This is a genomic window from Pseudomonas sp. NBRC 111132, from assembly GCF_001320565.1.
Lineage (GTDB): Bacteria > Pseudomonadota > Gammaproteobacteria > Pseudomonadales > Pseudomonadaceae > Aquipseudomonas > Aquipseudomonas putida_P.
In genome coordinates this window covers 18,842-40,090 of record NZ_BCBI01000001.1, presented here as the reverse complement: position 1 = coordinate 40,090, position 21,249 = coordinate 18,842, and the positions used below count along the sequence as shown (strand labels likewise).

The following is a 21,249-nucleotide window of genomic DNA, read 5'->3' as shown; positions in this document are numbered from 1 at the left end:
TTCTAGCTAACGCAGGGCTCAACCAAATGGCCGCAACCCCTGACGCAGGCCGAACAGGAACAGCAACAGGTCCTGATCTGGCGCGACCTGTGCCTGTTGCTGCGGTTTCGCTTCCCGCGGCAATGCGCACTGGTCGGCCATTTCGGCCTTGCTGAACACGTTCGGCCTCGGCTCTTCCCAGGCTGCCACCGCCACGGTGGTCACCGCCAGGCCAGCTACCAGGAACAAAGCTCGAGCTATTTCTAGTTTCATTACTCTAACCCTTTGACAGCGCTGCCAAACGCCATCTTGTAAAAGTAGAGCAGCGTCTGCCATTCCGCGTCATTGATCGACGAATGGCGGCGCAGCTGGCGCAGGTCGTTACCTGCTGCACGCTGGCAGCTGATGCGCCGTCGGCACTTTTCCAGGTCCAACAGCGCCACCTCGACGCGGGCCTGCTCACCCTCGCCAATTACCTTGATGAACACGTGCTTGCCATACAGGCAGCCGTGCTGCCAGTGCCCCAGGTGCATGCGTGCCAGGTTGTCCGCCAGGTCCTTGAGCATGCGCTCATGCACCACCTGCGGGTACCGCTCGCGGGCACCTTCGGCATGCCAGGTGTCGAGCTCGACAAAGCCGTCCAGCGCTTCACTGACCAGCAGCGCACGCCACTGGTGGTCGGCATCGCGCTCGGCGCCACAGAAGACAATGCGCGGTACACGCACGCCCAGTTGCTCGAAACTGTTCAACGCATCGAGTTCACGCAATACCGTAGGCCGGCCGAAAGGGTGCAGCAGGCTGCGGTAGATATGCCCGACCTGGCGTTTGGCATACAGCAGCTTGCCATTGGCATCGTTGAGGCGTTGCACGCCACTCTCACCGCCGCGCCGCTGGTTAGGCTCCTCGACCCACTCGCCTTGCTGGCGCCAATAAAAATCGAAGCGCGACTCCCCTCTCTGGGCTACAGCCATCAAACACTACCCCTTACGCAATACGTAGACCCGCCACATGGCATAGAACGGCAGGAAGTCGAGGCGTTCCTGGATTCTGAAGCCGGCGGCCGTGAATTCTTCTTCGACCGTTTCGGCCGGTAACACGAAACGGTTCTGGTAATTGTCCTGTTCGGCCTTGGCGCTGCGGCGCTGCTCGAGTTTTTTCCGGCGCCAGGCCTTGAAGTTGCCATCCACCCACAGGGACAGGATCACACTATCACGGCTAACCCGCTGAAATTCCGAAAGTATGGTCTTTCTGTGCGCCGATTCGCCAATGTGGTGGAACAGGCGCATACAAAAAATGCTGTCCACCGAGTTGTCCGGCAGGTCGATAGCAAATGCCGAAGTCTGCAAAGGCCGTACCCGTGCCACCACCTCTGGCGGTTGCGCCGCACAGGCCGTCTCGATCATCGCCTCGGAGTTGTCGGCCCCGATGATCACCCGGTTGGGCTTTTCAGCCAGCAGTGGCCAGAAGCGGCCGGCACCGCACGGCAGGTCCAGTACCAGGCCAGGCTCGCCAGCCAATGCCAGGGCGCGACGCGCCAGCTGCTCATCTCGCTTGTGGGAAAGGCGTCGCGCCAGGCCGTCCTGGTGCTTGAGAAAGTACTCACGCGCATGGTCTTTGTCGTACTTCTCGGAAAATTCAAGCTTGATGGGGCTACGCATTGGGTATCTCCTGACTCCATTGCGAGCACATTAGGTAGGCAAGCGTTGGAATCAGGTCATGCCAATGTGAAAAAAACGTTGAGCCCCATTTGACCTGTTACAACAGATTACTCAGCCAAGGCATCCGGGTCGCCTTGGCCGGCTGTGTTGCTCAGGTCTACCCGAAAGCGGCAACCATGCGGCAAAGTGGATGTCAGGGTGACATGCCAGCCCTGGTCGTCACAAATTCGCTGCACCAACGACAGGCCCAGGCCCAGGCCCTCGCCACGCCGTTCATCACCACGCACGAACGGTTTGAACATGGCCTCGCGCTGCTCTTCAGGAATACCCACGCCGCTGTCCTCTACACTGAAGCCGTTGGCTTCCAGGCTCAGGCGTATGTAGCCGCCATCGGTGTAGTGCGCCGCATTACGCAGCAGGTTGCCCATCACCGACTGCAGGAAGGTGGCGTTGTACAGCACCGGGCTGGCGCTGACACGGCCATCGAAGTACAGGGTGAGGCCCTTCTGTTCGATGGTGTCGCGCCATACGCCGATCAGCTCATCGGCCACTTCGCGCAGGGTCGCCTGCGATGCCACCGCACCCTCGTCGCGCTGCGCCCGGGCCAGCATAAGGAAAGTCTTGACCAATTCGCGCATTTCCTCGGTGGCCCGCGCCACACGTTCCACCTGGCTGCGCGCGCGAGCATCGAGGTTAGGGTTTTCCATCAGCAACTCGCAGGAGGTCGCCAGCACCATCAACGGTGTGCGCAGCTCGTGGCTGACGTCACTGGTGAACAGCCGTTCGCGGGTCAACGCGTCGCGCAGGCGGCCCAGGGTGTCATCGAACGCGACTGCCAGCTGGCCCACTTCGTCCGCCGCGTAATCCGGTGCCAGTGGCGGGGCCAGGCCCAGCAACTGGTCGCGGTGACGCACCTGGCGCGCCAGACGGATGACCGGTGCCATTACCCGACGTGCCACCAGCCAGCCGAGGATCACGGCCAGCACCAGGCTGAGCACGAAGCCCACCACCACCACCGCGAACAGCACACGCTCGCGCTCTTCGAAATCGCTCTGATCCTGCAGCAGTACATAGCGGCGGCCATCGACGATCTCGACCATGGCGTGATACGACAGTTGGTCGCGGAACACCTCGTGGAAGCCGCGATCGAGGTGGCGCAAGTCCTTGGGCAGCTCGAAATCGTCGCGCCCGCCGCTGAAGTAGAACAGCTGGTCGGGACGCGGCCGGTGGCTCCAGTCACTGACGCTGTCCATACGCAACAGGCGCTGCAGGTCACCGCCCAGTACCGAGGAAATCAGCCGCTCTTCAACCAGGTGCACGGTGGCGACGATGCCAAAGGCGAAGGCCCCGGCCACCAGCGCACTCATCAAGGCAAAAGCAATGATGATGCGCTGGGCAAGGCTTTGCTTAAACTCCATCGCGGCCCTCGGCGAGGCGATAGCCGACGCCATGGACGGTATGCAACAACGGTTTTTCAAACGGTTTGTCGATCACCTGGCGCAGCTGGTGCACATGGCTGCGCAGGCTGTCGCTGTCGGGGCAGTCGTCGCCCCACAGGGCTTCTTCCAGCACCTCGCGGCGCAGGACGTGCGGGCTTTTTTGCATCAGCACCGCCAGCAGCTTGAGGCCGACCGGGTTGAGCTTGAGCAGGCGGCCCTGGCGGGTAACTTCGAGGGTGTCGAGGTCGTAGCTGAGGTCCGCCACCTGCAGGGTACGGCGCCCGCCGCCCTGGGCACGGCGCAGCACCGCTTCGATGCGCGCCGCCAACTCCGACAGGGCAAACGGCTTGAGCAGGTAGTCATCGGCACCTGAGCGGAAGCCTTGCAAGCGGTCGTCGAGCTGGTCACGGGCGGTGAGCATGATCACCGGCGTGTCGCGGCGGGCGTCTTCGCGCAGGCGCTTGCACAGGGTGTAGCCATCGATGCCGGGCAGCATGATGTCGAGCACGATCAAATCGTAGTGTTCGGTGGCGGCCAGGTGCAGGCCGGACAGGCCATCCTGGGCACAGTCGACGGTGTAACCCTTCATGCCCAGGTAATCGGCCAGGTTGGCCAGGATATCGCGGTTGTCTTCAACCAAAAGAATGCGCATCGGTTTCTCCTGTGCGGCGCTTCTCGCTGTGGTGCGCGGCAGGCGCAGCTTAAGGCCTATGCCTGCACGGTGCCAGCCCCTGGGAAAATTCACCGCACTTGACGGTTTTTTCACTGATCCTTCACGGACACAGGATAGCGGCCAGCCGACAATGCCCGATCTTTTTCGCGCCCTGGAGCCGTCATGCAGCAACGCACCCGCCCTCGCCCGATCAACTACTGGCTGTACCTGGGGATACCCCTGGCGACCGCGCTGGCCTTGATTCTGCTGGAGCTGACTTCGGTCGACATGGATGTGGCCAACCTGTTCTTCGATCCCGTTGCCGGGCAGTTCATTGGCCGCCACAGCTACCTTCTGGAAAACATCCTGCATGACCGGGTCAAGCAAGTGGTGATTTTGCTGGGGGTGCTATCGCTGTTCACCTTTGCTGCGAGCTTTTTCTGGAAGCGCTTGTTCGGCTGGCGCCGCGAATTGGGCTGCCTGGTGCTGGCACTGGGCTTGTCCACGGCGTTTGTCACACCGCTGAAGAAGGTCACCCAGGTGCAGTGCCCGTGGAGCCTCACACAGTTTGGCGGCACGGAAACCTACAGCAAGCTGCTGGAGCCACGGCCGGCTACCGACAAAGCCGGGCTGTGCTGGCCGGGTGGGCATGCAGCCACCGGGTTCTGCCTGTTCGGCCTGTTCTTCATGTTGCGTGATCGCAAGCCGCGTCTGGCACAGGTGGCATTCGTGGTGGCCTTGATAGCAGGGTCGGTGCTGTCGGTGGGCAGAATGATGCAAGGGGCGCACTTCTTGTCGCACAACGTGTGGACGGCAGTGTTCTGCTGGTTGATAGGGTTGGGGTCTTATTACCTTGTGCTGTATCGGCATGGGGTGGCTGAGGAGCCTGTCGTCGAGCGTAGCGTCGCCTGACAGAGGAGCATGTCTTGAGTTTGATGCGGTGCGTAAACCGAGCGCCGCCCGCGCGGCGCTCGATCTCGCAGGCGCCACATAACCCACACCAAGCAAAAAGCCCCGGTTCTCACGAACCGGGGCTTTTTGATGGTGCAGGGGGTAAGGCTGGCTTACATCATGCCGCCCATGCCACCCATGCCGCCCATGTCTGGCATGCCGCCGCCAGCTGGGGCTTCGCTCGGAGCGTCAGCAATCATGGCTTCGGTGGTGATCATCAGACCGCCAATCGAAGCAGCAGCTTGCAGGGCCGAACGGGTGACCTTGGCTGGGTCCAGGATACCCATCTCGATCATGTCGCCGTATTCACCGGTAGCAGCGTTGTAACCGAAGTTACCCGAACCTTGCTTGACCTTGTCAGCGACAACGCTTGGCTCGTCGCCGGCGTTGGCAGTGATCTGGCGCAGCGGGGCTTCAACAGCACGGCGCAGCAGGGCGATACCGACGTTCTGGTCTTCGTTTTCGCCTTTCAGGTCAACGATCGCGGCCAGGGCACGAACCAGAGCAACACCACCGCCAGGCACCACGCCTTCTTCAACGGCTGCACGGGTAGCGTGCAGGGCGTCTTCAACGCGGGCTTTCTTCTCTTTCATTTCAACTTCGGTGCCGGCACCGACCTTGATCACGGCAACACCGCCAGCCAGCTTGGCCAGACGCTCTTGCAGCTTCTCACGGTCGTAGTCCGAGGAAGTTTCTTCGATCTGGGCGCGAATCTGCTTGACGCGTGCTTCGATCTCGGTGTCGGCGCCAGCGCCGTCGATGATGGTGGTGTTTTCCTTGGACAGGATGACGCGCTTGGCGTTACCCAGGTGCTCCAGGGTAGCGGTTTCCAGGGACAGACCGATTTCTTCGGAGATGACCTGGCCGCCAGTCAGGACGGCGATGTCCTGCAGCATGGCCTTGCGGCGGTCGCCGAAGCCTGGCGCCTTGACCGCTGCAACCTTGACGATGCCGCGCATGTTGTTGACTACCAGGGTAGCCAGCGCTTCGCCTTCGACGTCTTCGGCAACGATCAGCAGTGGGCGGCCGGCCTTGGCAACGGCTTCCAGAACTGGCAGCAGCTCACGGATGTTGGAGATTTTCTTGTCGACCAGCAGCAGCAGCGGGCCTTCCAGCTCGGCAACCATGGTGTCTGGCTTGTTGACGAAGTATGGCGACAGGTAGCCACGGTCGAACTGCATGCCTTCTACGACGGACAGTTCGTTTTCCAGGCCCGAGCCTTCTTCAACGGTGATCACGCCTTCTTTACCGACTTTTTCCATGGCTTCGGCAATGATGTTGCCGATGGAGTCGTCAGAGTTGGCGGAGATGGTGCCTACCTGGGCGATGGCCTTGGAGTCGGCGCATGGCTTGGACAGGTTCTTCAGCTCGGCAACGACTGCAGCGGTGGCCTTGTCGATACCGCGCTTGAGGTCCATCGGGTTCATGCCGGCAGCGACGGCTTTCAGGCCTTCGTTGACGATGGCCTGAGCCAGAACGGTAGCGGTGGTGGTGCCGTCACCGGCAGCGTCGTTGGCCTTGGAAGCCACTTCCTTGACCAGCTGGGCGCCCATGTTTTCGAACGCGTCTTTCAGCTCGATTTCTTTGGCGACGGAAACGCCGTCCTTGGTGATGGTTGGCGCGCCGAAGCTCTTGGCCAGTACCACGTTACGGCCTTTCGGGCCCAGGGTCGCTTTTACCGCGTCAGCCAGAACGTTGACACCAACCAGCATTTTCTTACGAGCGGAATCGCCGAATTTTACGTCTTTAGCAGCCATGATCGTTTAATCCTTGGAATTCTTTGGAGTAACGGGAAGTCGGGGAAATCAGCCTTCGATGACGGCGAGGATTTCGTTCTCGGCCATGACCAACAGGTCTTCGCCATCGACTTTCACGGTGTTGCTGCCCGAGTAAGGGCCGAAAACCACTTTGTCACCCACTTTCACGGCCAGCGCGCGAACTTCGCCGTTTTCCAGGATGCGACCGGTGCCGACGGCAACAACTTCGCCGCGGTTTGGTTTTTCAGCGGCCGAACCCGGCAGGACGATACCGCCAGCGGTTTTCGATTCTTCTTCGCTGCGACGGATAACGACGCGGTCATGCAGAGGACGAAGCTTCATTGTCGATCTCTCCCAAATTGTGGTTTTCATCGGCCGGTATCGACACCGGCGGGTTGATGCTGTCCGGCGTTGCCGGGAGGTGGCCCGCAATGGGCGAACCACCTGTGTAATGTCTGGCGTTGCCGCCAGAAACCTTGCGGTGACCACATACATGAGGCCGCCATAATCAATTACAAGGCTTGAGATACAAAATTTTTCGTCAGACCAAAAAAACCGGGGCCGCTTGCGCGGCCCCGGGCGTTTTACTTGTCGCGGCGCTCGTACTCGCCTTCGATCACGTTCGGGCGATGGCCACCCTCTCGTGGCTGCGCCTGGAACGGGTCATCCTGGAACGCACGCTGACGCATGGCCTGGGCCTCGGCACGCTCACGCATCTTGCGCGCCGCCAGGCGGCGGGTGAACGGCAGCAGGCACAGCACGCCCAGCACATCGCTGATGAAGCCCGGCAGCAGCAGCAGGCCACCACCCACGGCCAGCATCATGCCCTGGAACATGTCCTCGGCGGGCAATTCGCCACGTTGCAGGCTTTCACGGGCGCGCAGTGCGGTGGCCAGGCCGGCCACCCGCATCACCAGCACACCCAGGGCGGAGCCGGCGATGATCAGCAGCAACGCCGGGAAGAAACCGATTGCCGCGCTGACCTTCACGAAGACGAACAGCTCCAGCACAGGAAAAATCAGAAACAGCAGTAGAAAAGCACGCATCAAGGGTTCCTCGACGGAAGATAACCTTCCAATAAGACCTCACATGGATGCCTGCGCTCCAGATTTCAACCCTCGACTTGCGCCTGAACCGGCCACTGGTCGGCGCGCGCCAGTAAAACCAAGGCTTCGCGGACTTGTGTCGGCGTGTTGCAAGTATTCGGGAATGGCAGCCAATACACGGCCTGACCGATGCGCAGGTGCATGCCTTCGCTGTCTACGCCAACCATCTGCGCCGGCGCATGCTGCGGCAGGTCGGTCAGTTCGACGTAATGGGCGATGGCGTTGGCATGATCGCTGTTCATGTGCTCGACCATGCTTGCCTCGGCCTTGCCGGCGAACGGATTGCCCAGGGTTACCTGGTCAAGCCAGTGGATGGCGCCGAAGCCGCCGATGTAGCGGTGGCGCACTGGCTGCAACACCCAGAAATCGAAGTCGTGGGCCTTGTGGTAGTTGGCCGCTTCGGGGAAATAGCGGTAGTAGCGCTCGGCAGCCGCCTCGATAGCGGCTTCGTCGACCAGCTTGTGTGCCTCAGCCATCACGGTCAGGCGCCCCACGGCCTGCACATCCTCCGCCTCGCGCTCCCCCACCAGCAGCGAGCATTTCGGGTCTTTCTGCAGGTTGTGGGTGTGCTGGGCAATGCGGCTGATGAGGATCAGCGGGTTGCCCTGGGCGTCCAGGCAGTACGGCACGACGGAACCGAAGGGGTAGCCGGGCATCGACTTGGAATGAGTCGAGAGCACGCCACGGTATTCCTTGAGCAGCAGTTCCCGGGCGGGGCGGATGGCGTTGGTACTCACTTGAGGGCGGCTCCTGGCGGACTGGATGGAGGACAAGATAAGCATTATCAGGTCCAGTGCCAATGGGGTCCTTCCGACCGCCTGCAGGCCGTACACCATCCCCTGTAGGAGCGGCCCTGTGTCGCGATGGGCCGCAAAGCGGCCCCAAAAAATTACCAGGTAACGCCGAAGCCCGCGGTATAGCGCGTCTTGTCCAGGTCACTCTCACGCGTGCCGGTGATGATGTCCTTCTCCGCCTTGAGGTTCAGCGAGGCCCACTCGGTGACCTTGTAGCGCAGGCCAATCTCGGCATCCAGCGAGTAGTCGGCCACGCCACCCAACGGTTTGGCGAACTCGCCGTTGGTGAACAATTGCACGTTCTTGCCGATCAGGTAGCGGGTGTAGTCCCACTTCACCGCCGCGGAATAGAAGTTGTCCTTGGAGCCGTCCTGGTACTCGAAGTCGGTGCGGTTGATCAGCGAGCCCAGCGAGAACGCGCCCAGTTCGTCATCCCAGAACTGGTAACCCGGGCCGGTGCCGACGGTACGCTGACGGGCCAGGTCTTCGATACGGTCGCGCTTGTATTCCGCACGCCCCTGCCAGAACCACTTCTCGGTCATGAAGCGGTCCAGGGCGTACTCGGCGCTCCAGTTGTCGGTGGTGGTGACGTCGTCCTTGGTCTCGCGGTTGTATTCGCCTTCGGCATTGTGCCGCCAGCGGCCATGGCGGGCGGTGGTCTTGAAGCCTACGTCGTAATCGTCGGTGTCGTTCTCGGCGCGCTTGTAGTCCAGCGCTACGTCGACGTTGCCTTTCCATACGAAGTCCTCGACCAGGGGCTTGGGCTTCATGATCTGCTCGATGCTGGCCAGTTCCACCGTTTTCGGCGCCTCGCCATTGGCCAGAGTCACCTTGCCTGGCTCGGCGGCCTTCAGCGACTTGGCCTTCTCACCGCTGTAGGCGTCCTGCTTGACCAGCATCTCCTGGTCGCTTTCCAGGGTTTGGACTTCTTTCCAGTCCAGGGCGATCGAGCCGCCATAGGGGGTTTCCAGCAGCAGCTTGCCGCCGTCGAAAACTTTGATCTTGCCACTGAGCCGGTCACCGTTTTTCATCCACACGGTGTCGGCGAACACCGGGGAGGCGCACAAGGAGGCAGCTAGCAGGCACAACAACGATCTAGTATTCATAAGCGGACTACGGGTTCGATTCGACGAAAAAAGCCGGGCATTATCCAGATACCGCCGGCCAGAGCAAGGACAGACCGAGCACATGCCGTTGAGTTCAACTCTCATTTGCCGGACCACCGGTCCGGTTTCATCTACAGCCCAAGGGGGGCGTGATGTCTGATGGATATGCGCACGCGCTTGATTCCGCCGAGGGCCGACGAACGGCGCTATATTCAGTACTTGGGCAGGTGCCGGCCGGCAAAGTGGTGAGCTATGGCCAACTGGCCGAACTGGCGGGGCTTGGCCGAGCAGCGCGCTGGGTCGGGCGTACCCTTGGGCAGTTGCCCGAGGACACACGCCTGCCCTGGCACCGGGTGCTCGGTGCAGGGGGCCGGTTGAGCCTGGCACTGGGCACCCCATCGGGGGATGAACAACGGGCGCGACTACGCGCGGAAGGTGTGAATGTAACCAACAATCGTGTGGATATGACGCGCCATGGCTGGCGCCCAATGGAGCACAGCGGTTAGAGTGCGCGCTTTGTTTTCGCAAACTTGAGGCAGATGTTGGCCCATGCCCCGTAAAACCTGGCGCGCTGCGCTTGCTGCCTATGCCAGCCCGTCAACCTTGGTACTTTTGCTACTCGGTTTCGCCGCCGGCCTGCCCTACATGCTGGTGTTCTCGACCCTGTCGGTGTGGTTGCGCGAAGCCGGCGTGGCCCGTGAAACCATTGGTTATGCCAGCCTGATCGGCCTGGCCTACGCCTTCAAGTGGGTGTGGTCGCCGCTGCTCGACCAATGGCGCCTGCCGCTGCTCGGTGGCCTGGGTCGCCGCCGCTCGTGGCTGCTGTTATCGCAGGCGCTGGTGGTGATCGGCTTGGTCGGCATGAGCCTGTGCGACCCGCAACAACATCTGTCATGGCTGATTGCCATGGCCGTGCTGGTGGCCTTTGCCTCGGCGACCCAGGACATCGCTGTGGACGCCTACCGCTTGGAGATCGCTGACGACCAGCGTCAGGCTGCGCTCGCTGCCAGCTACATGGCCGGGTACCGGGTAGCTGCCCTGCTGGCCACGGCCGGCGCGCTGTTCTTTGCCGAATGGTTCGGCTCCACCGGTTTCAGCTATCTGCACAAGGCATGGGCCGGCACCTACGTGATGTTCGGGGTCATGATGCTGCCCGCCCTGTTCACCACCCTGGTCATGCGCGAACCGCCAGTGCCCATGCGCACTCAGCTGTCGGCAGCACGCTATGGGCTGGTGCACCAGATGGCCTCGGTGTTCGTGTTGATCATCCTCCTGGTGTCGGTACCGGCCAGCTTCACCCAGATGTTCAACACCGGCTGGTCCAGCGTGATTTCCGGTGACGCCACGCCGCTCGATCTGTTACTGGAAGACCGCGCTTTCCTGCGCCTGATCCTTTACGTGCTGCTGACCTGGGCGTGCCTGTCGAGCCTCGGCCGTCGCGGCCTGGCCCCAGTGCTGACCCCGGTCAACGACTTCATCGCCCGCTACCGCTGGCAAGCCCTGCTGCTGCTTGGCCTGATTGCCACCTATCGCATGTCGGACACGGTGATGGGCGTAATGGCCAACGTGTTCTACATCGACATGGGCTTCACCAAGGACCAGATCGCCAGCGTCAGCAAGATCTTCGGCCTGATCATGACCCTGGTCGGCGCCGGGGTCGGCGGCCTGTTGATCGTGCGCTTCGGGATCATGCCGATCCTGTTCATCGGCGGCGTAGCCTCGGCCGGCACCAACATCCTGTTCCTGATGCTGGCAGACATGGGCCCGAACCTGGAAATGCTGGTGGTGACCATCTCGCTGGACAACTTCAGCTCTGGCATGGCCACTTCGGCCTTTGTCGCCTACCTGTCGAGCCTGACCAACCTCAAGTTCTCGGCGACCCAATATGCGCTGCTCAGCTCGATCATGCTGCTGTTGCCACGCCTGATCGGCGGCTATTCGGGGGTGATGGTGGAGAAGTTCGGTTACCACGACTTCTTCCTGATTACTGCCTTGCTGGGCGTGCCTACATTGATTCTGATCGCCCTGCAGTGGCGCCAGGAGGCTGGGCGAGGCACCCCGGTGGCAGAGGAAAACTCGGCGGCCGAGCGGCCCTGATAGATCGATGGCCCCTGTACTGGCCTATTCGCGGGTGAACTCGCGCAGGCCAGTACAGGCAATGAAGTTACTGAGCTACAGCCCCTTCCCCAGGGCGCCCGCCTACGACAAACCACAACGGCCACAACGCCAACGCCCCCGCCACACCCGCCGCCAAGGCAAAGTGCAGCAAGCTGGCACCGGCGCCAATCATCGCCAGCAACGCCCCGCCCAGCCCCAACAAGGCAATGGTGATCATCCCCAGCATGGCCGAAACCAGGCCCTTGCTTTGCTCGCTGGAGAACAACGTCATGCGGTACAGCACCGCGTTGGCCACGCCCAAACCCAGTGCGTACAGCGACATGCCCGCCACCACACTGGTCACGCTCGGCCAGTACCAGGTCACCAGCACCATCAGGCTCAGGCCGGCCAGGTACGGCCACAGCGCGCCACGCACCAAAGCCGGCAACGGGTAGCGGTCGGCGATACGGTTGATGATCAGGTTGCCGAGAATCAGCCCGCCAAATACCGGCAACTGCCACAAAGCGTATTCCAGGGTGCTTAAACCCTCATCGTGAATCAGCAGCACCGGCGACAGGCCGATCCAGCCAATCAGCGGCAAGCCGACCAGCCCAAGGGCAGCGCTGCCGGCAACGAAGCGGCGGTTGGCCAGCAACTGGCCGTAGCCCGCCAGCAGTGGCAGCAGGTGGATTGGTGTGAATGCCAGGCGCGAGCCATCTCGGCGTTCCACACCCAGGGTTTCCGGCATCAGGCGATACAGCAGCAGCCAGACCAACACCGCGCCAATGGCGAACGCCACGAACAGCCAGCGCCAGTCCAGCCACTGCAGCAACAAGGTGCCCACCAGCGGCCCGAGCAGCGGCGACAGCAGGGCAATGTTGGCCAGCAAGGCCATCATGCGCACGGCATCAGCCTCGCTGAAGGCCTCGTTCAGCGCCGGGTAGCTGACCGTGACCACAAAGCCCAGGCCTATGCCCTGCAACAGGCGCAGCAGGTTGAACAGGCCAATATCATGGACCCAGAAGGTGGCCAGGCAGGACAGACCGAAGAACGCGCAACCGACCAGCAGCAACGGGCGCCGGCCATATCGGTCGGCCAGCGGGCCGATCAGCCATTGCAGTACCACGCCCCCCAGCAGGTACAGGTTGAGAGCATGGGGAATGTATTCGGGGCTGGCGTTCAGGTCGCCGACCACCACCGGCATGGCCGGCATGACCGCGTCGCTGGCCAGGTAGGTCAGCAGCTCGAACAGAGCCAGGGTCAGGCCGAACAGCAAGGCACGCAAGGGGGTGATGTACAGCAGTGGTTTCATGATGGCGTATCGGGTGTGACAGGAAGGGTCAGGCTATATGCCAGAAATGGGGTGATATTGCTGTGAACAAGTGTAAAAAAAGGGCCGCATTGCGGCCCCGGTCTCATGCGTAATTACTGCGCTGCAGTCTCCTGCACCACACGAATCACCCGCTGCGGGAACGGAATGTCGATCCCTTCGGCCTTTAACCGGTCACGCGCATGCTCGTTGAGCATGAACATCACGTCCCAGTAATCAGACGTCTTGGTCCACAACCGCAGCGACACGGTAATCGAGCTGTCGCCCAGCGTCGCCACTACCGCCTGCGGTGCAGGGTCAGGCAGCACACGCGGGTCCTCTGCCAGCGCCAGCAGCACATTGCGAGCCTTCTGCAGGTCGGCCTCGTAGTCCACACCTACATCGAACACCACCTTGCGCGTCGGCTGGCGGTTGGTGTTGGTGATGATGCCGTTGGACAGGCTACCGTTGGGCATGATGACGGTCTTGTTGTCACCGGTGCGCAGCACGGTGTGGAAGATCTGGATGCTGTCGACGGTGCCGGAAACACCCTGCGCCTCGATCCAATCACCGATACGGAACGGGCGGAACATCAAAATCAACACACCGCCGGCGAAGTTCGCCAGGCTACCTTGCAAGGCCAAGCCGATGGCCAGGCCTGCGGCACCGATGGCGGCAACGAACGAGGTGGTCTCGATGCCGATCATCGAGGCCACGCTGACCATCAGCAGCACCTTCAGCACGATGTTCGCCAGGGTACTGATAAAACCCTGCAGCGCCAGGTCGGCGTTGCGCAGGCCAACCAGCTTGCCGAGGCGGGCGCTGACCTTGTTGATGATCCACCAGCCGACCGCGAGGGTGAGCAGTGCCAGCAGCACACGGCTGCCGTATTCCATGATCAAAGGGATCCAGGTTTGCGATTGGCGGACCAGCTGATCGACTTCAGCGTTCAAATCCATACTCATCTCCTGATGCCGAGCGGCAAGTACACGGTAAAACAGGCCGCGCGTGTTTACGCAGCCCCGGCCCCCATGGACATCATTACGCCATCGGGGTTCCGGGCGGCGCCTGCATCAGTCGCGGAAGTTGTTGAACTGCAGCGGCATGTCGAATTCCTTGGTGCGCAGCAGGGCAATGGCTTCCTGCAGGTCGTCGCGCTTCTTGCCAGTTACGCGCACCTGCTCGCCCTGAATGGCGGCCTGTACTTTCAGCTTGCCGTCCTTGATGGTGGCAACGATCTTTTTCGCCAGGTCCTTGTCGATGCCCTCGCGGAACTTGGCTTCCTGTTTCTTTTCCTTGCCGGAAGGGTACGGGTCCTTGGTTTCCAGGCATTTCACGTCGATCTTGCGTTTGACCAGTGCCAGGCGCAGGATTTCCAGCATCGCTTCGAGCTGGAACTCTTCCTCGGCGGTCAGCATCACGGTCTGATCTTTGTCCTTGAACTCGAAGGAGCCCTTGCCCTTCAGGTCGTAACGGCGATCAAGCTCCTTGATGGCGTTATCAACGGCGTTCTGCACTTCGTGCTTGTCCAGTTCCGATACCACGTCGAACGAAGGCATGGTTGTTCTCCCAAAATAAAAGCGCGCTCAGGCTGAAGATGGAGCGCGCTGGGTTTGACGGTTAAAATGCGGGCTCATTATAACGGGTTGCGAAACGCATATGAGCAGCACCTGGCATATTCTCGGCGCCGGCAGCCTGGGCAGCCTGTGGGCCTGCCGCCTGGCACGGGCCGGCAAGGCAGTGCGCCTGATCCTGCGCGACGGGCAACGGCTGCAGGCTTATCAGCAGGCCGGCGGCCTGACCTTGGTCGAACAGGAACAACCCCAGCACTACGCCATCCCTGCCGAAACCGCGCAGGCGCAAGGCCCGATCCACCGCCTGCTGGTAGCCTGCAAGGCCTATGATGCGGCGCTGGCGATCGCCGGTGTAGCACCGCGGCTTGCCGAGGGCGCCGAGGTACTGCTGTTGCAAAATGGCCTTGGCAGCCAGGATGAGGTCGCCGACCTGGTGCCACGCGCGCGCTGCATCTTCGTCTCCAGCACCGAGGGGGCCTTTCGCGAAGGGGACTGGCAGGTGCGTTTTGCCGGCCATGGCTTCAACTGGCTGGGCGACCCACGCAACCCCACGATCCCTGCCTGGTTCGATGACCTGCACGAAGCAGGCATTCCCGCTGAGTGGACGGTGGACATTCTCACCCGCTTGTGGCGCAAGCTGGCGCTCAATTGCGCCATCAACCCGCTGACTGTGCTGCACGACTGCCAGAACGGCGGGCTGCTGGGGCACTTGGCTGAAGTGCAGGCTCTGTGCGTCGAGCTGGCCCAGTTGCTACGCCGCTGTGGTCAGCCGAAAGCAGCCGATGAGCTGGACGAAGAAGTGCAGCGGGTTATCCTCGCCACCGCAGCCAACTACTCTTCGATGTACCAGGACGTGCGCGCGGGCCGGCGCACCGAGCTGCACTACCTGCTCGGCCATGCCTGCCGGGCCGCAGGCCGGCATGGCCTGCAGCTGCCGCAGCTGGAACACCTGCTGCAGCGCCTGGTCGAAAACCTGCGCACGCGTGGCTTGCCCTGCGACTGACGCGGCCCTCCAACCGGATACGGACATTGCCTAGCCCATGACCTTGCGCCAACGCCTGGAAAACCTGCCGGTCGGGCAGAAGCTGCTGGCGGCCCTGCTGGTATTGCTGGTAACCATCCTGCTGGTGGCCAACCTTACCTTCATCAGCGCCGCCTACTGGATCACCCAGGAAAGCATGGCACCGCAGGCTCTGCAGACCATAGGCCGGCTGGTAGCCAACCCGCAGCTTGCGGCCCGCGCCGGCGATACCCCCGACACCGCCAGCGCCCTGCTCAAGGAGCTGGACAGCTACACACCGCTGCGCGCTGCCGCTGTCTACGGGGGTGATGGTCGCCTGCTTGCACAACTGCAGCATGGCGAGCCGCTGGCCCTGCCCAAGCGTTTTCGCAACATCGACGGCTGGCGCCTGATGGAATTTCGAAGCACTCAGCTGATCCGCATTCCGCGCGATGCCAACCCACCGGCGCACCTGCTGCTGGTGGCCAGCAGCGAACTGCCCACGGCCTTCTACACCGGCACCCTCAGCGCCAGCCTGGGCATTCTGGTGTTCAGTATCCTGCTGTGGATCGTCATCGCCCGGCAGATCAAACGCCTGATCACCCAGCCGATCAACCAGCTGGAAGAACTCAGCCGCCAGGTCACCCGCGAAGAGAGCTACGCCTTGCGCGCCCGGCGCGGCAACGACGATGAAATCGGCAGCCTGGCCGAGGCTTTCAATACCATGCTGTCGCGCATCGAGGCCCGCGAGCATCAGCTCAAGCGCGCCCGCGACGAATTCCAGGATGCCTACGACCAGGCTCAGGGCCTGGCCGAGGAGACCCGCCACACCAACCGCAAGCTGGAACTGGAAGTGCAGGTGCGCAGCAAGATCGAGAAAAAGCTCACCGGCTTCCAGAACTATCTCAACAGCATCATCGACTCGATGCCCTCGGCACTGATCGCCCTCGACGAACAGCTTTACGTGACCCAGTGGAACCACGAAGCCACGGTGCTTTCCGGCACGCCGCTGGACGAAGCACTGAACCAGCCAGTGTTCATTGCCTTTGAACCGCTCAAGCCGTTCCTGCCACAGCTGAAGGAAACCGTGGAAAAACACCGGGTGGCGAAGATCGAGCGGGTTACCTGGCCCAAAGACGACGACCTGCGCCATTACGCCCTGACCTTCTACCCGCTGACCGGCGGCGGCGGGCGCGGTGTGGTCATCCGTATCGACGACATCACCCAGCGCCTGTCACTGGAAGAAATGATGGTGCAATCGGAGAAAATGCTTTCGGTCGGTGGCCTGGCTGCCGGCATGGCCCACGAAATCAACAACCCGCTGGGCGCCATCCTGCACAACGTGCAAAACATACGCCGACGCCTGTCGACCGACCTGCCGCGCAACCAGGAACAGGCCCAAGAGCTGGGCATCGACCTGGCCACGGTCAACCGCTACCTGGACAGCCGCGAGGTGCCGCAACTGCTCGACGGCATCGCGCAAGCCGGCGCCCGGGCGGCGAAAATCGTAACCCACATGCTCAGCTTCAGCCGACGCAGCAACCGCCAGCTGGTGCCGTGCGAGCTGCCGGCACTGATCGACCAGGCACTGGAAATTGCTGGCAATGACTTCGACCTGGCCATCGGTTTCGACTTCAAGGGCCAGGCAATCGTGCGCCAGTTCGACCCCAACCTGGGGCCAGTACCCTGCACGGCCAACGAGCTGGAACAAGTGCTGCTCAACTTGCTGAAGAACGCCGCCCAGGCCATCCACCAGCGCCCGCAGCCGAGTGAGCCCGGGCGCATCACCCTGCGTACCCGGCTGAACCCGCCATGGGCGGAGATCCAGGTCGAGGACAACGGCGTCGGCATGCCCGAAGCGGTGCGCAAGCGCACCTTCGAGCCGTTCTTCACCACCAAGGAAATCGGCCAGGGCACCGGGCTTGGCCTGTCGGTCTCGTACTTCATCATCACCAATAACCATAAGGGGCAGATGGAAGTGCAGTCCACGCCCGGCCAGGGCACTTGCTTTACCCTGCGCTTGCCCCTCGGCCAGCCGGCGACGCCGGCCAACACGGAGAAGTGACATGGGCTACCGCCTGTCGAAGATCTACACTCGCACCGGCGACAAGGGCGAAACCGGCCTGGGCGACGGACGCCGGGTACCCAAGGACCACCCGCGGATCGAGGCAATTGGCGAGGTGGACAGCCTGAACAGCCAGTTGGGCCTGCTGCTGGCGGGGCTGGACGAGCAAGGGCTGGACGAGCTGAGTGCTGTGCTGGTGCCATGTCAGCACCGCTTGTTCGACCTGGGTGGTGAGCTGGCGATGCCCAGTTACCAGGCGTTGACCCTGGCAGAGGTGGAGCGCCTGGAGGCGGCCATCGATGTGTGGAACGAAGAGCTGGGGCCGTTGAAGAACTTCATCTTGCCCAGTGGTTCGGCGCTGGTGGCACAAGCCCATGTGTGCCGCAGCCTGGCGCGCAGTGCAGAGCGGCGGTGTCAGCAGTTGAATGCCATAGAGCCGCTGCAAGGCGTTGGGTTGGCGTACATCAATCGGCTTTCCGATCTGCTGTTCGTGGCAGCGCGGATCATTGGCAGACGCCAGGGCGTGGCTGAGGTGTTGTGGCAGCCTGCTGAGAAACCGAAAGGCTGAAATTTACGCGATTCCCTGTGGGAGCGGATTTACCCGCGAAGCATCCAACGCGGTGTATGGCACCGGCTGCGCCGGTGTTCGCGGCGGTTCGACGCCTCGATGAACCCGCTCCCACTGGGGCCCAATTGACTCAGATTTCAGGCCAGAACGCGCGGATCCCTGCCACACCCTGTGCCCCGGCATTCCAGGCCTGCTCGCGCTCGCCCGGCCCTACCCCGCCCAACAGGTAAACCGGCTTGCTGAACCCGGCAATCAATCGCTGCGCCTCATCCCACCCCAGCGGCACCGCCTCTGGGTGAGTCTGGGTCGCCTGCACCGGCGACAAGGTGACAAAGTCCACGCCCATCTGCTCAGCCAGCGCCAGTTCCTCGACGCTGTGGCAGGACGCCGCCAGCCAGCGTTCCTTGGGGAACGGCCTGCCTTTGGTGGCGTACTTGCGCAACTGCGCAGCCGTCAGGTGCCAACCCGCCGACGGGAAATCGCCCAGCCATTCCAGCGGCCCCTTGAGCATCAACTGAGCCTTGCCTGCGCACAGCCCGACGGCATCCACCGCTACATCGCGGTACTTGGGGTCGTACATGTCCGGCGCCCGCAACTGAATCAAGCGCGTACCGTTGGCCACCGCCCTCTGGATGCCTTTGAGCATCTGCGGCACTTCCAGGCCATCCGGGGTAATCAGGTACTGGTCCGGCAGGCGTGCGGCTGCAACGATCGGCTTGTTGGCCTCAGGGAATTCGTACTGCGGCAAATCGCGCGGCGCAACCCATTCCAGCGGCTGCCCTTCCGCGCCATGAGGTTCGCCCGTGAACGCTTCGACCTCGCGCACGTCCAGCAGCACCTGTTTGTCCGGGTAGTCATGGCTGACCTTGATCAGCGCACGCGAGCGGGTCACCTCGATGCCCAGCTCCTCGCGCAGCTCACGGGCCAATGCCGCTTCCACGCCTTCCCCCTCCTCCACTTTGCCGCCGGGAAACTCCCACAGGCCGCCCTGGTGCTGGGTATCGGCCCTGCGTGCAATCAGAATGCGGCCGTCAGTACCACGAATGACCGCAGCTACAACATGTATCCGTTTCACCCTTCACGCTCCGCCAGGCCGGCCTGCTGCCATGCCTGGAAGGCTGGCCACTGATAAATGGTTTCGATGTAGGCTGCCGCCTCTGCCGGCACCTCTACGCGGTAGGTGCGCAGGCGCACGGCCACCGGGGCGAAGAAGGCGTCGGCCAGGCTCGGCTTGCCGAACAGGAACGGGCCGCTGTCCTTGGCCACCACACGGCATTCGGACCACAGCGCGACGATGCGATCGATGTCGACCTGCACCTCAAGCGGTATATCGTCCAGGGCCTGGTCACGCGACAGGTCGAACGGCATGGCGCTGCGCAAGGCGAAGAAACCGCTGTGCATCTGTGCGCAAGCCGAACGGGCCTGGGCACGGGCGGCTACGTCGGCAGGCCACAGTTGGGCTTCGGGGTGCTGTTCGTTGAGGTATTCGGCAATGGCCAGGGAATCGGCGATCACACCCTGCTCACTCTTGAGCAGCGGCACCTTGCCGGTGGAGGAAAAAGCGAGGATGCGCTGACGGGTATCAGGCTGGTTGAGCTTGATCAGGGTTTCTTCGTAGGGCACGCCAGCCAGCTCGAGGGCCAGGGCGCCACGCAGCGACCAGGAGGAATACAGCTTGTCGCCGATGATCAGGTGATAGCTCATGGTTCGGCTCCATTGGTTTGGATGTCTTGGGGCTGCTTTGCAGCCCAATCGCGACACAAGACCGCTCTCACAGGACCTTGTGGGAGCGGCCTTGTGTCGCGATTGGGCCGCAACGCGGCCCCATTTTCGATCAGGTACGGTACTCGGCGTTGATCTTCACGTACTCGTGGGACAGGTCGGTCGTCCAGATGGTTTCGCTGCACTGGCCACGGCCCAGCTCGATACGGATGGTGATCTCCTCCTGGGCCATCACTGCCGAACCCTGCGCTTCGGTGTAGCTTGGGCTGCGGCCGCCTTTGCTGGCGATGCACACACTGTCCAGGTACACGTCGATCAAGCTCACGTCCAGCTCCGGTACGCCGGCACGGCCAACGGCGGCAAGGATACGGCCCCAGTTCGGGTCGGAGGCGAACAGCGCAGTCTTGATCAGCGGCGAATGGGCCACGGCGTAGCCGACGTCCAGGCACTCCTGGTGGTTGCCACCACCGTTGACTTGCACGGTCACGAACTTGGTGGCGCCTTCGCCGTCACGGACAATGGCCTGGGCCACTTCCATGCACACTTCGAACACCGCTTTTTTCAGCGCTTCGAACAGCGCGCCGCTGGCTTCGGTCACTTCCGGCAGGTTGGCCTTGCCGGTGGCGATCAGCATGCAGCAGTCGTTGGTCGAGGTGTCGCCATCGATAGTGATGCGGTTGAACGACTTGTTGGCGCCGTCCAGCATCAGGTCCTTGAGCACCGCAGGGGCAACCTTGGCGTCGGTGGCGATGTAGCCGAGCATGGTGGCCATGTTCGGGCGGATCATGCCTGCACCCTTGCTGATGCCAGTCACGGTAACGGTCACGCCTTCGTGCTGGAACTGGCGGCTGGCGCCCTTGGGCAGGGTGTCGGTGGTCATGATGCCGGTGGCGGCTTCAGCCCAGTGGTTTTCCGACAGGTTGTCGAGGGCGGCCTGCAGTGCTCCCTCGATCTTCTCTACCGGCAGTGGTTCGCCGATCACGCCGGTGGAAAACGGCAATACCGATTCAGCTGGCACACCCGCCAGCTCGGCCAGCTTGGCGCAGGTACGTTCGGCTGCGGCCAGGCCTGGCGCGCCGGTACCGGCATTGGCGTTACCGGTGTTGGTCAGCAGGTAGCGCACGGTGCCCTGAACGCGCTGCTTGGACAGGATCACCGGCGCCGCGCAGAAGGCGTTGAGGGTGAACACGCCAGCCACGCTGGAGCCTTCGGCACAGCGCATGACCACCACATCCTTGCGCCCTGGGCGCTTGATGCCGGCAGAAGCGATGCCGAGTTCAAAACCCGGAACCGGGTGCAGGGTGGGCAAAGGACCAAGACCAACAGCCATTAGAGCGCTCCTAGAAAAACGGTGAAATGATGATGGAAGAACGGGGCCGCTTCGCGCCCCATTCGCGGCACAAGGCCGCTCCCACAAGGGCATCGCAGCCTAGAATGCGGCGCGGTCCTTGTGGGAGCGGCCTTGTGCCGCG

22 protein-coding genes are annotated in these 21,249 nt (G+C 62.4%); 6 read left to right on the top strand and 16 right to left on the bottom strand.

Annotated elements, in window-relative coordinates:
- Window positions 1–18: 18 nt before the first annotated feature.
- From APH35_RS00185 to colR, 5 genes are all read right to left on the bottom strand, one after another.
- Entirely contained in the window at window positions 19–252 is a 234-nt protein-coding gene (locus APH35_RS00185; protein WP_012274030.1) for a hypothetical protein, read from the bottom strand.
- A complete protein-coding gene (locus APH35_RS00180) occupies window positions 252–950 on the bottom strand; it encodes a lipopolysaccharide kinase InaA family protein (protein WP_012274031.1) in 699 nt (232 codons plus the stop codon). The genes APH35_RS00185 and APH35_RS00180 overlap by 1 nt, the downstream gene beginning before the upstream one ends.
- 6 nt (window positions 951–956) lie before the next feature.
- Window positions 957–1,637 (bottom strand): class I SAM-dependent methyltransferase, encoded by a 681-nt coding sequence (locus APH35_RS00175; RefSeq protein ID WP_012274032.1) that lies wholly within the window; start codon window positions 1,635–1,637, stop codon window positions 957–959.
- Between the two features lie 107 nt (window positions 1,638–1,744).
- Window positions 1,745–3,055, bottom strand: a complete 1,311-nt coding sequence (locus APH35_RS00170; RefSeq protein ID WP_012274033.1) for a sensor histidine kinase — start codon at window positions 3,053–3,055, stop codon at window positions 1,745–1,747.
- Complete coding sequence (gene colR, locus APH35_RS00165) at window positions 3,045–3,728, bottom strand: two-component system response regulator ColR (protein WP_003255215.1); 684 nt, start codon at window positions 3,726–3,728, stop codon at window positions 3,045–3,047. Before colR ends, APH35_RS00170 begins: the two co-directional genes overlap by 11 nt.
- Window positions 3,729–3,911: 183 nt before the next feature.
- Here colR and APH35_RS00160 point away from each other — a divergent pair, with 183 nt between their 5' ends.
- Window positions 3,912–4,640, top strand: a complete 729-nt coding sequence (locus APH35_RS00160) for a phosphatase PAP2 family protein (protein ID WP_012274034.1) — start codon at window positions 3,912–3,914, stop codon at window positions 4,638–4,640.
- A gap of 152 nt (window positions 4,641–4,792) precedes the next feature.
- Here the strand turns inward: APH35_RS00160 and groL are convergent, their stop codons facing one another.
- From groL to APH35_RS00135, 5 genes are all read right to left on the bottom strand, one after another.
- The gene (groL, locus tag APH35_RS00155; RefSeq protein WP_012274035.1) at window positions 4,793–6,436 is read right to left on the bottom strand and encodes a chaperonin GroEL; all 1,644 of its coding nucleotides are present in this window, start codon (window positions 6,434–6,436) and stop codon (window positions 4,793–4,795) included.
- 48 nt (window positions 6,437–6,484) lie between these two features.
- Window positions 6,485–6,778, bottom strand: coding sequence for a co-chaperone GroES (locus APH35_RS00150; protein ID WP_012274036.1), 294 nt, complete (start codon window positions 6,776–6,778; stop codon window positions 6,485–6,487).
- Window positions 6,779–7,020: 242 nt separating this feature from the next.
- Window positions 7,021–7,482, bottom strand: a complete 462-nt coding sequence (locus APH35_RS00145; RefSeq protein ID WP_012274037.1) for an FxsA family protein — start codon at window positions 7,480–7,482, stop codon at window positions 7,021–7,023.
- A 65-nt stretch (window positions 7,483–7,547) separates the two neighbouring features.
- Window positions 7,548–8,279 (bottom strand): HugZ family pyridoxamine 5'-phosphate oxidase, encoded by a 732-nt coding sequence (locus APH35_RS00140; protein ID WP_060493229.1) that lies wholly within the window; start codon window positions 8,277–8,279, stop codon window positions 7,548–7,550.
- A 152-nt stretch (window positions 8,280–8,431) separates the two neighbouring features.
- Window positions 8,432–9,442 carry a DUF481 domain-containing protein gene (locus APH35_RS00135; protein WP_012274039.1) on the bottom strand — a complete coding sequence of 337 codons (1,011 nt, stop codon included), beginning with the start codon at window positions 9,440–9,442 and terminating at the stop codon, window positions 8,432–8,434.
- 152 nt (window positions 9,443–9,594) lie between these two features.
- On the opposite strand from APH35_RS00135, the gene APH35_RS00130 reads away from it, so the two are divergent.
- Window positions 9,595–9,948: an MGMT family protein gene (locus APH35_RS00130; protein WP_012274040.1), complete on the top strand. Its 354-nt coding sequence runs from the start codon at window positions 9,595–9,597 to the stop codon at window positions 9,946–9,948.
- A 43-nt stretch (window positions 9,949–9,991) separates the two neighbouring features.
- Entirely contained in the window at window positions 9,992–11,539 is a 1,548-nt protein-coding gene (locus tag APH35_RS00125; protein ID WP_012274041.1) for an AmpG family muropeptide MFS transporter, read from the top strand.
- Window positions 11,540–11,606: 67 nt separating this feature from the next.
- Here the strand turns inward: APH35_RS00125 and APH35_RS00120 are convergent, their stop codons facing one another.
- The 3 genes from APH35_RS00120 to APH35_RS00110 form a co-directional block, all read right to left on the bottom strand.
- Window positions 11,607–12,851, bottom strand: coding sequence for an MFS transporter (locus tag APH35_RS00120; RefSeq protein ID WP_060493230.1), 1,245 nt, complete (start codon window positions 12,849–12,851; stop codon window positions 11,607–11,609).
- Between the two features lie 113 nt (window positions 12,852–12,964).
- Window positions 12,965–13,807, bottom strand: a complete 843-nt coding sequence (locus APH35_RS00115) for a mechanosensitive ion channel family protein (RefSeq protein WP_012274043.1) — start codon at window positions 13,805–13,807, stop codon at window positions 12,965–12,967.
- 114 nt (window positions 13,808–13,921) lie between these two features.
- Window positions 13,922–14,407 (bottom strand): YajQ family cyclic di-GMP-binding protein, encoded by a 486-nt coding sequence (locus APH35_RS00110; protein WP_012274044.1) that lies wholly within the window; start codon window positions 14,405–14,407, stop codon window positions 13,922–13,924.
- Between the two features lie 100 nt (window positions 14,408–14,507).
- On the opposite strand from APH35_RS00110, the gene APH35_RS00105 reads away from it, so the two are divergent.
- Genes APH35_RS00105 through APH35_RS00095 form a run of 3 tightly spaced genes read left to right on the top strand, consistent with a single transcriptional unit; the run spans window position 14,508 to window position 18,055 of the window.
- On the top strand, window positions 14,508–15,425 hold the full coding sequence (locus APH35_RS00105) for a putative 2-dehydropantoate 2-reductase (protein WP_012274045.1): 918 nt from the start codon (window positions 14,508–14,510) through the stop codon (window positions 15,423–15,425).
- Between the two features lie 37 nt (window positions 15,426–15,462).
- Complete coding sequence (locus APH35_RS00100) at window positions 15,463–17,487, top strand: sensor histidine kinase (RefSeq protein WP_012274046.1); 2,025 nt, start codon at window positions 15,463–15,465, stop codon at window positions 17,485–17,487.
- 1 nt (window position 17,488) lies between these two features.
- Window positions 17,489–18,055, top strand: a complete 567-nt coding sequence (locus APH35_RS00095) for a cob(I)yrinic acid a,c-diamide adenosyltransferase (protein WP_012274047.1) — start codon at window positions 17,489–17,491, stop codon at window positions 18,053–18,055.
- 130 nt (window positions 18,056–18,185) lie between these two features.
- Here APH35_RS00095 and APH35_RS00090 read toward each other — a convergent pair whose 3' ends face one another.
- The 3 genes from APH35_RS00090 to argJ form a co-directional block, all read right to left on the bottom strand.
- On the bottom strand, window positions 18,186–19,130 hold the full coding sequence (locus APH35_RS00090; protein WP_060514009.1) for a Nudix family hydrolase: 945 nt from the start codon (window positions 19,128–19,130) through the stop codon (window positions 18,186–18,188).
- Entirely contained in the window at window positions 19,127–19,759 is a 633-nt protein-coding gene (locus APH35_RS00085) for a glutathione S-transferase family protein (RefSeq protein ID WP_012274049.1), read from the bottom strand. The genes APH35_RS00090 and APH35_RS00085 overlap by 4 nt, the downstream gene beginning before the upstream one ends.
- 130 nt (window positions 19,760–19,889) lie before the next feature.
- Window positions 19,890–21,107: a bifunctional glutamate N-acetyltransferase/amino-acid acetyltransferase ArgJ gene (gene argJ / locus APH35_RS00080; protein WP_012274050.1), complete on the bottom strand. Its 1,218-nt coding sequence runs from the start codon at window positions 21,105–21,107 to the stop codon at window positions 19,890–19,892.
- Between the last annotated feature and the right edge of the window lie 142 nt (window positions 21,108–21,249).

Bases quoted from the DNA above. Each gene is read 5' to 3' on its own strand.
- APH35_RS00185 (WP_012274030.1), bottom strand. From the start codon at position 252: ATGAAACTAGAAATAGCTCGAGCTTTGTTCCTGGTAGCTGGCCTGGCG.
- APH35_RS00180 (WP_012274031.1), bottom strand. From the start codon at position 950: ATGGCTGTAGCCCAGAGAGGGGAGTCGCGCTTCGATTTTTATTGGCGC.
- APH35_RS00175 (WP_012274032.1), bottom strand. From the start codon at position 1,637: ATGCGTAGCCCCATCAAGCTTGAATTTTCCGAGAAGTACGACAAAGAC.
- APH35_RS00170 (WP_012274033.1), bottom strand. From the start codon at position 3,055: ATGGAGTTTAAGCAAAGCCTTGCCCAGCGCATCATCATTGCTTTTGCC.
- colR (WP_003255215.1), bottom strand. From the start codon at position 3,728: ATGCGCATTCTTTTGGTTGAAGACAACCGCGATATCCTGGCCAACCTG.
- APH35_RS00160 (WP_012274034.1), top strand. From the start codon at position 3,912: ATGCAGCAACGCACCCGCCCTCGCCCGATCAACTACTGGCTGTACCTG.
- groL (WP_012274035.1), bottom strand. From the start codon at position 6,436: ATGGCTGCTAAAGACGTAAAATTCGGCGATTCCGCTCGTAAGAAAATG.
- APH35_RS00150 (WP_012274036.1), bottom strand. From the start codon at position 6,778: ATGAAGCTTCGTCCTCTGCATGACCGCGTCGTTATCCGTCGCAGCGAA.
- APH35_RS00145 (WP_012274037.1), bottom strand. From the start codon at position 7,482: ATGCGTGCTTTTCTACTGCTGTTTCTGATTTTTCCTGTGCTGGAGCTG.
- APH35_RS00135 (WP_012274039.1), bottom strand. From the start codon at position 9,442: ATGAATACTAGATCGTTGTTGTGCCTGCTAGCTGCCTCCTTGTGCGCC.
- APH35_RS00130 (WP_012274040.1), top strand. From the start codon at position 9,595: ATGTCTGATGGATATGCGCACGCGCTTGATTCCGCCGAGGGCCGACGA.
- APH35_RS00125 (WP_012274041.1), top strand. From the start codon at position 9,992: ATGCCCCGTAAAACCTGGCGCGCTGCGCTTGCTGCCTATGCCAGCCCG.
- APH35_RS00120 (WP_060493230.1), bottom strand. From the start codon at position 12,851: ATGAAACCACTGCTGTACATCACCCCCTTGCGTGCCTTGCTGTTCGGC.
- APH35_RS00115 (WP_012274043.1), bottom strand. From the start codon at position 13,807: ATGGATTTGAACGCTGAAGTCGATCAGCTGGTCCGCCAATCGCAAACC.
- APH35_RS00110 (WP_012274044.1), bottom strand. From the start codon at position 14,407: ATGCCTTCGTTCGACGTGGTATCGGAACTGGACAAGCACGAAGTGCAG.
- APH35_RS00105 (WP_012274045.1), top strand. From the start codon at position 14,508: ATGAGCAGCACCTGGCATATTCTCGGCGCCGGCAGCCTGGGCAGCCTG.
- APH35_RS00100 (WP_012274046.1), top strand. From the start codon at position 15,463: ATGACCTTGCGCCAACGCCTGGAAAACCTGCCGGTCGGGCAGAAGCTG.
- APH35_RS00095 (WP_012274047.1), top strand. From the start codon at position 17,489: ATGGGCTACCGCCTGTCGAAGATCTACACTCGCACCGGCGACAAGGGC.
- APH35_RS00085 (WP_012274049.1), bottom strand. From the start codon at position 19,759: ATGAGCTATCACCTGATCATCGGCGACAAGCTGTATTCCTCCTGGTCG.
- argJ (WP_012274050.1), bottom strand. From the start codon at position 21,107: ATGGCTGTTGGTCTTGGTCCTTTGCCCACCCTGCACCCGGTTCCGGGT.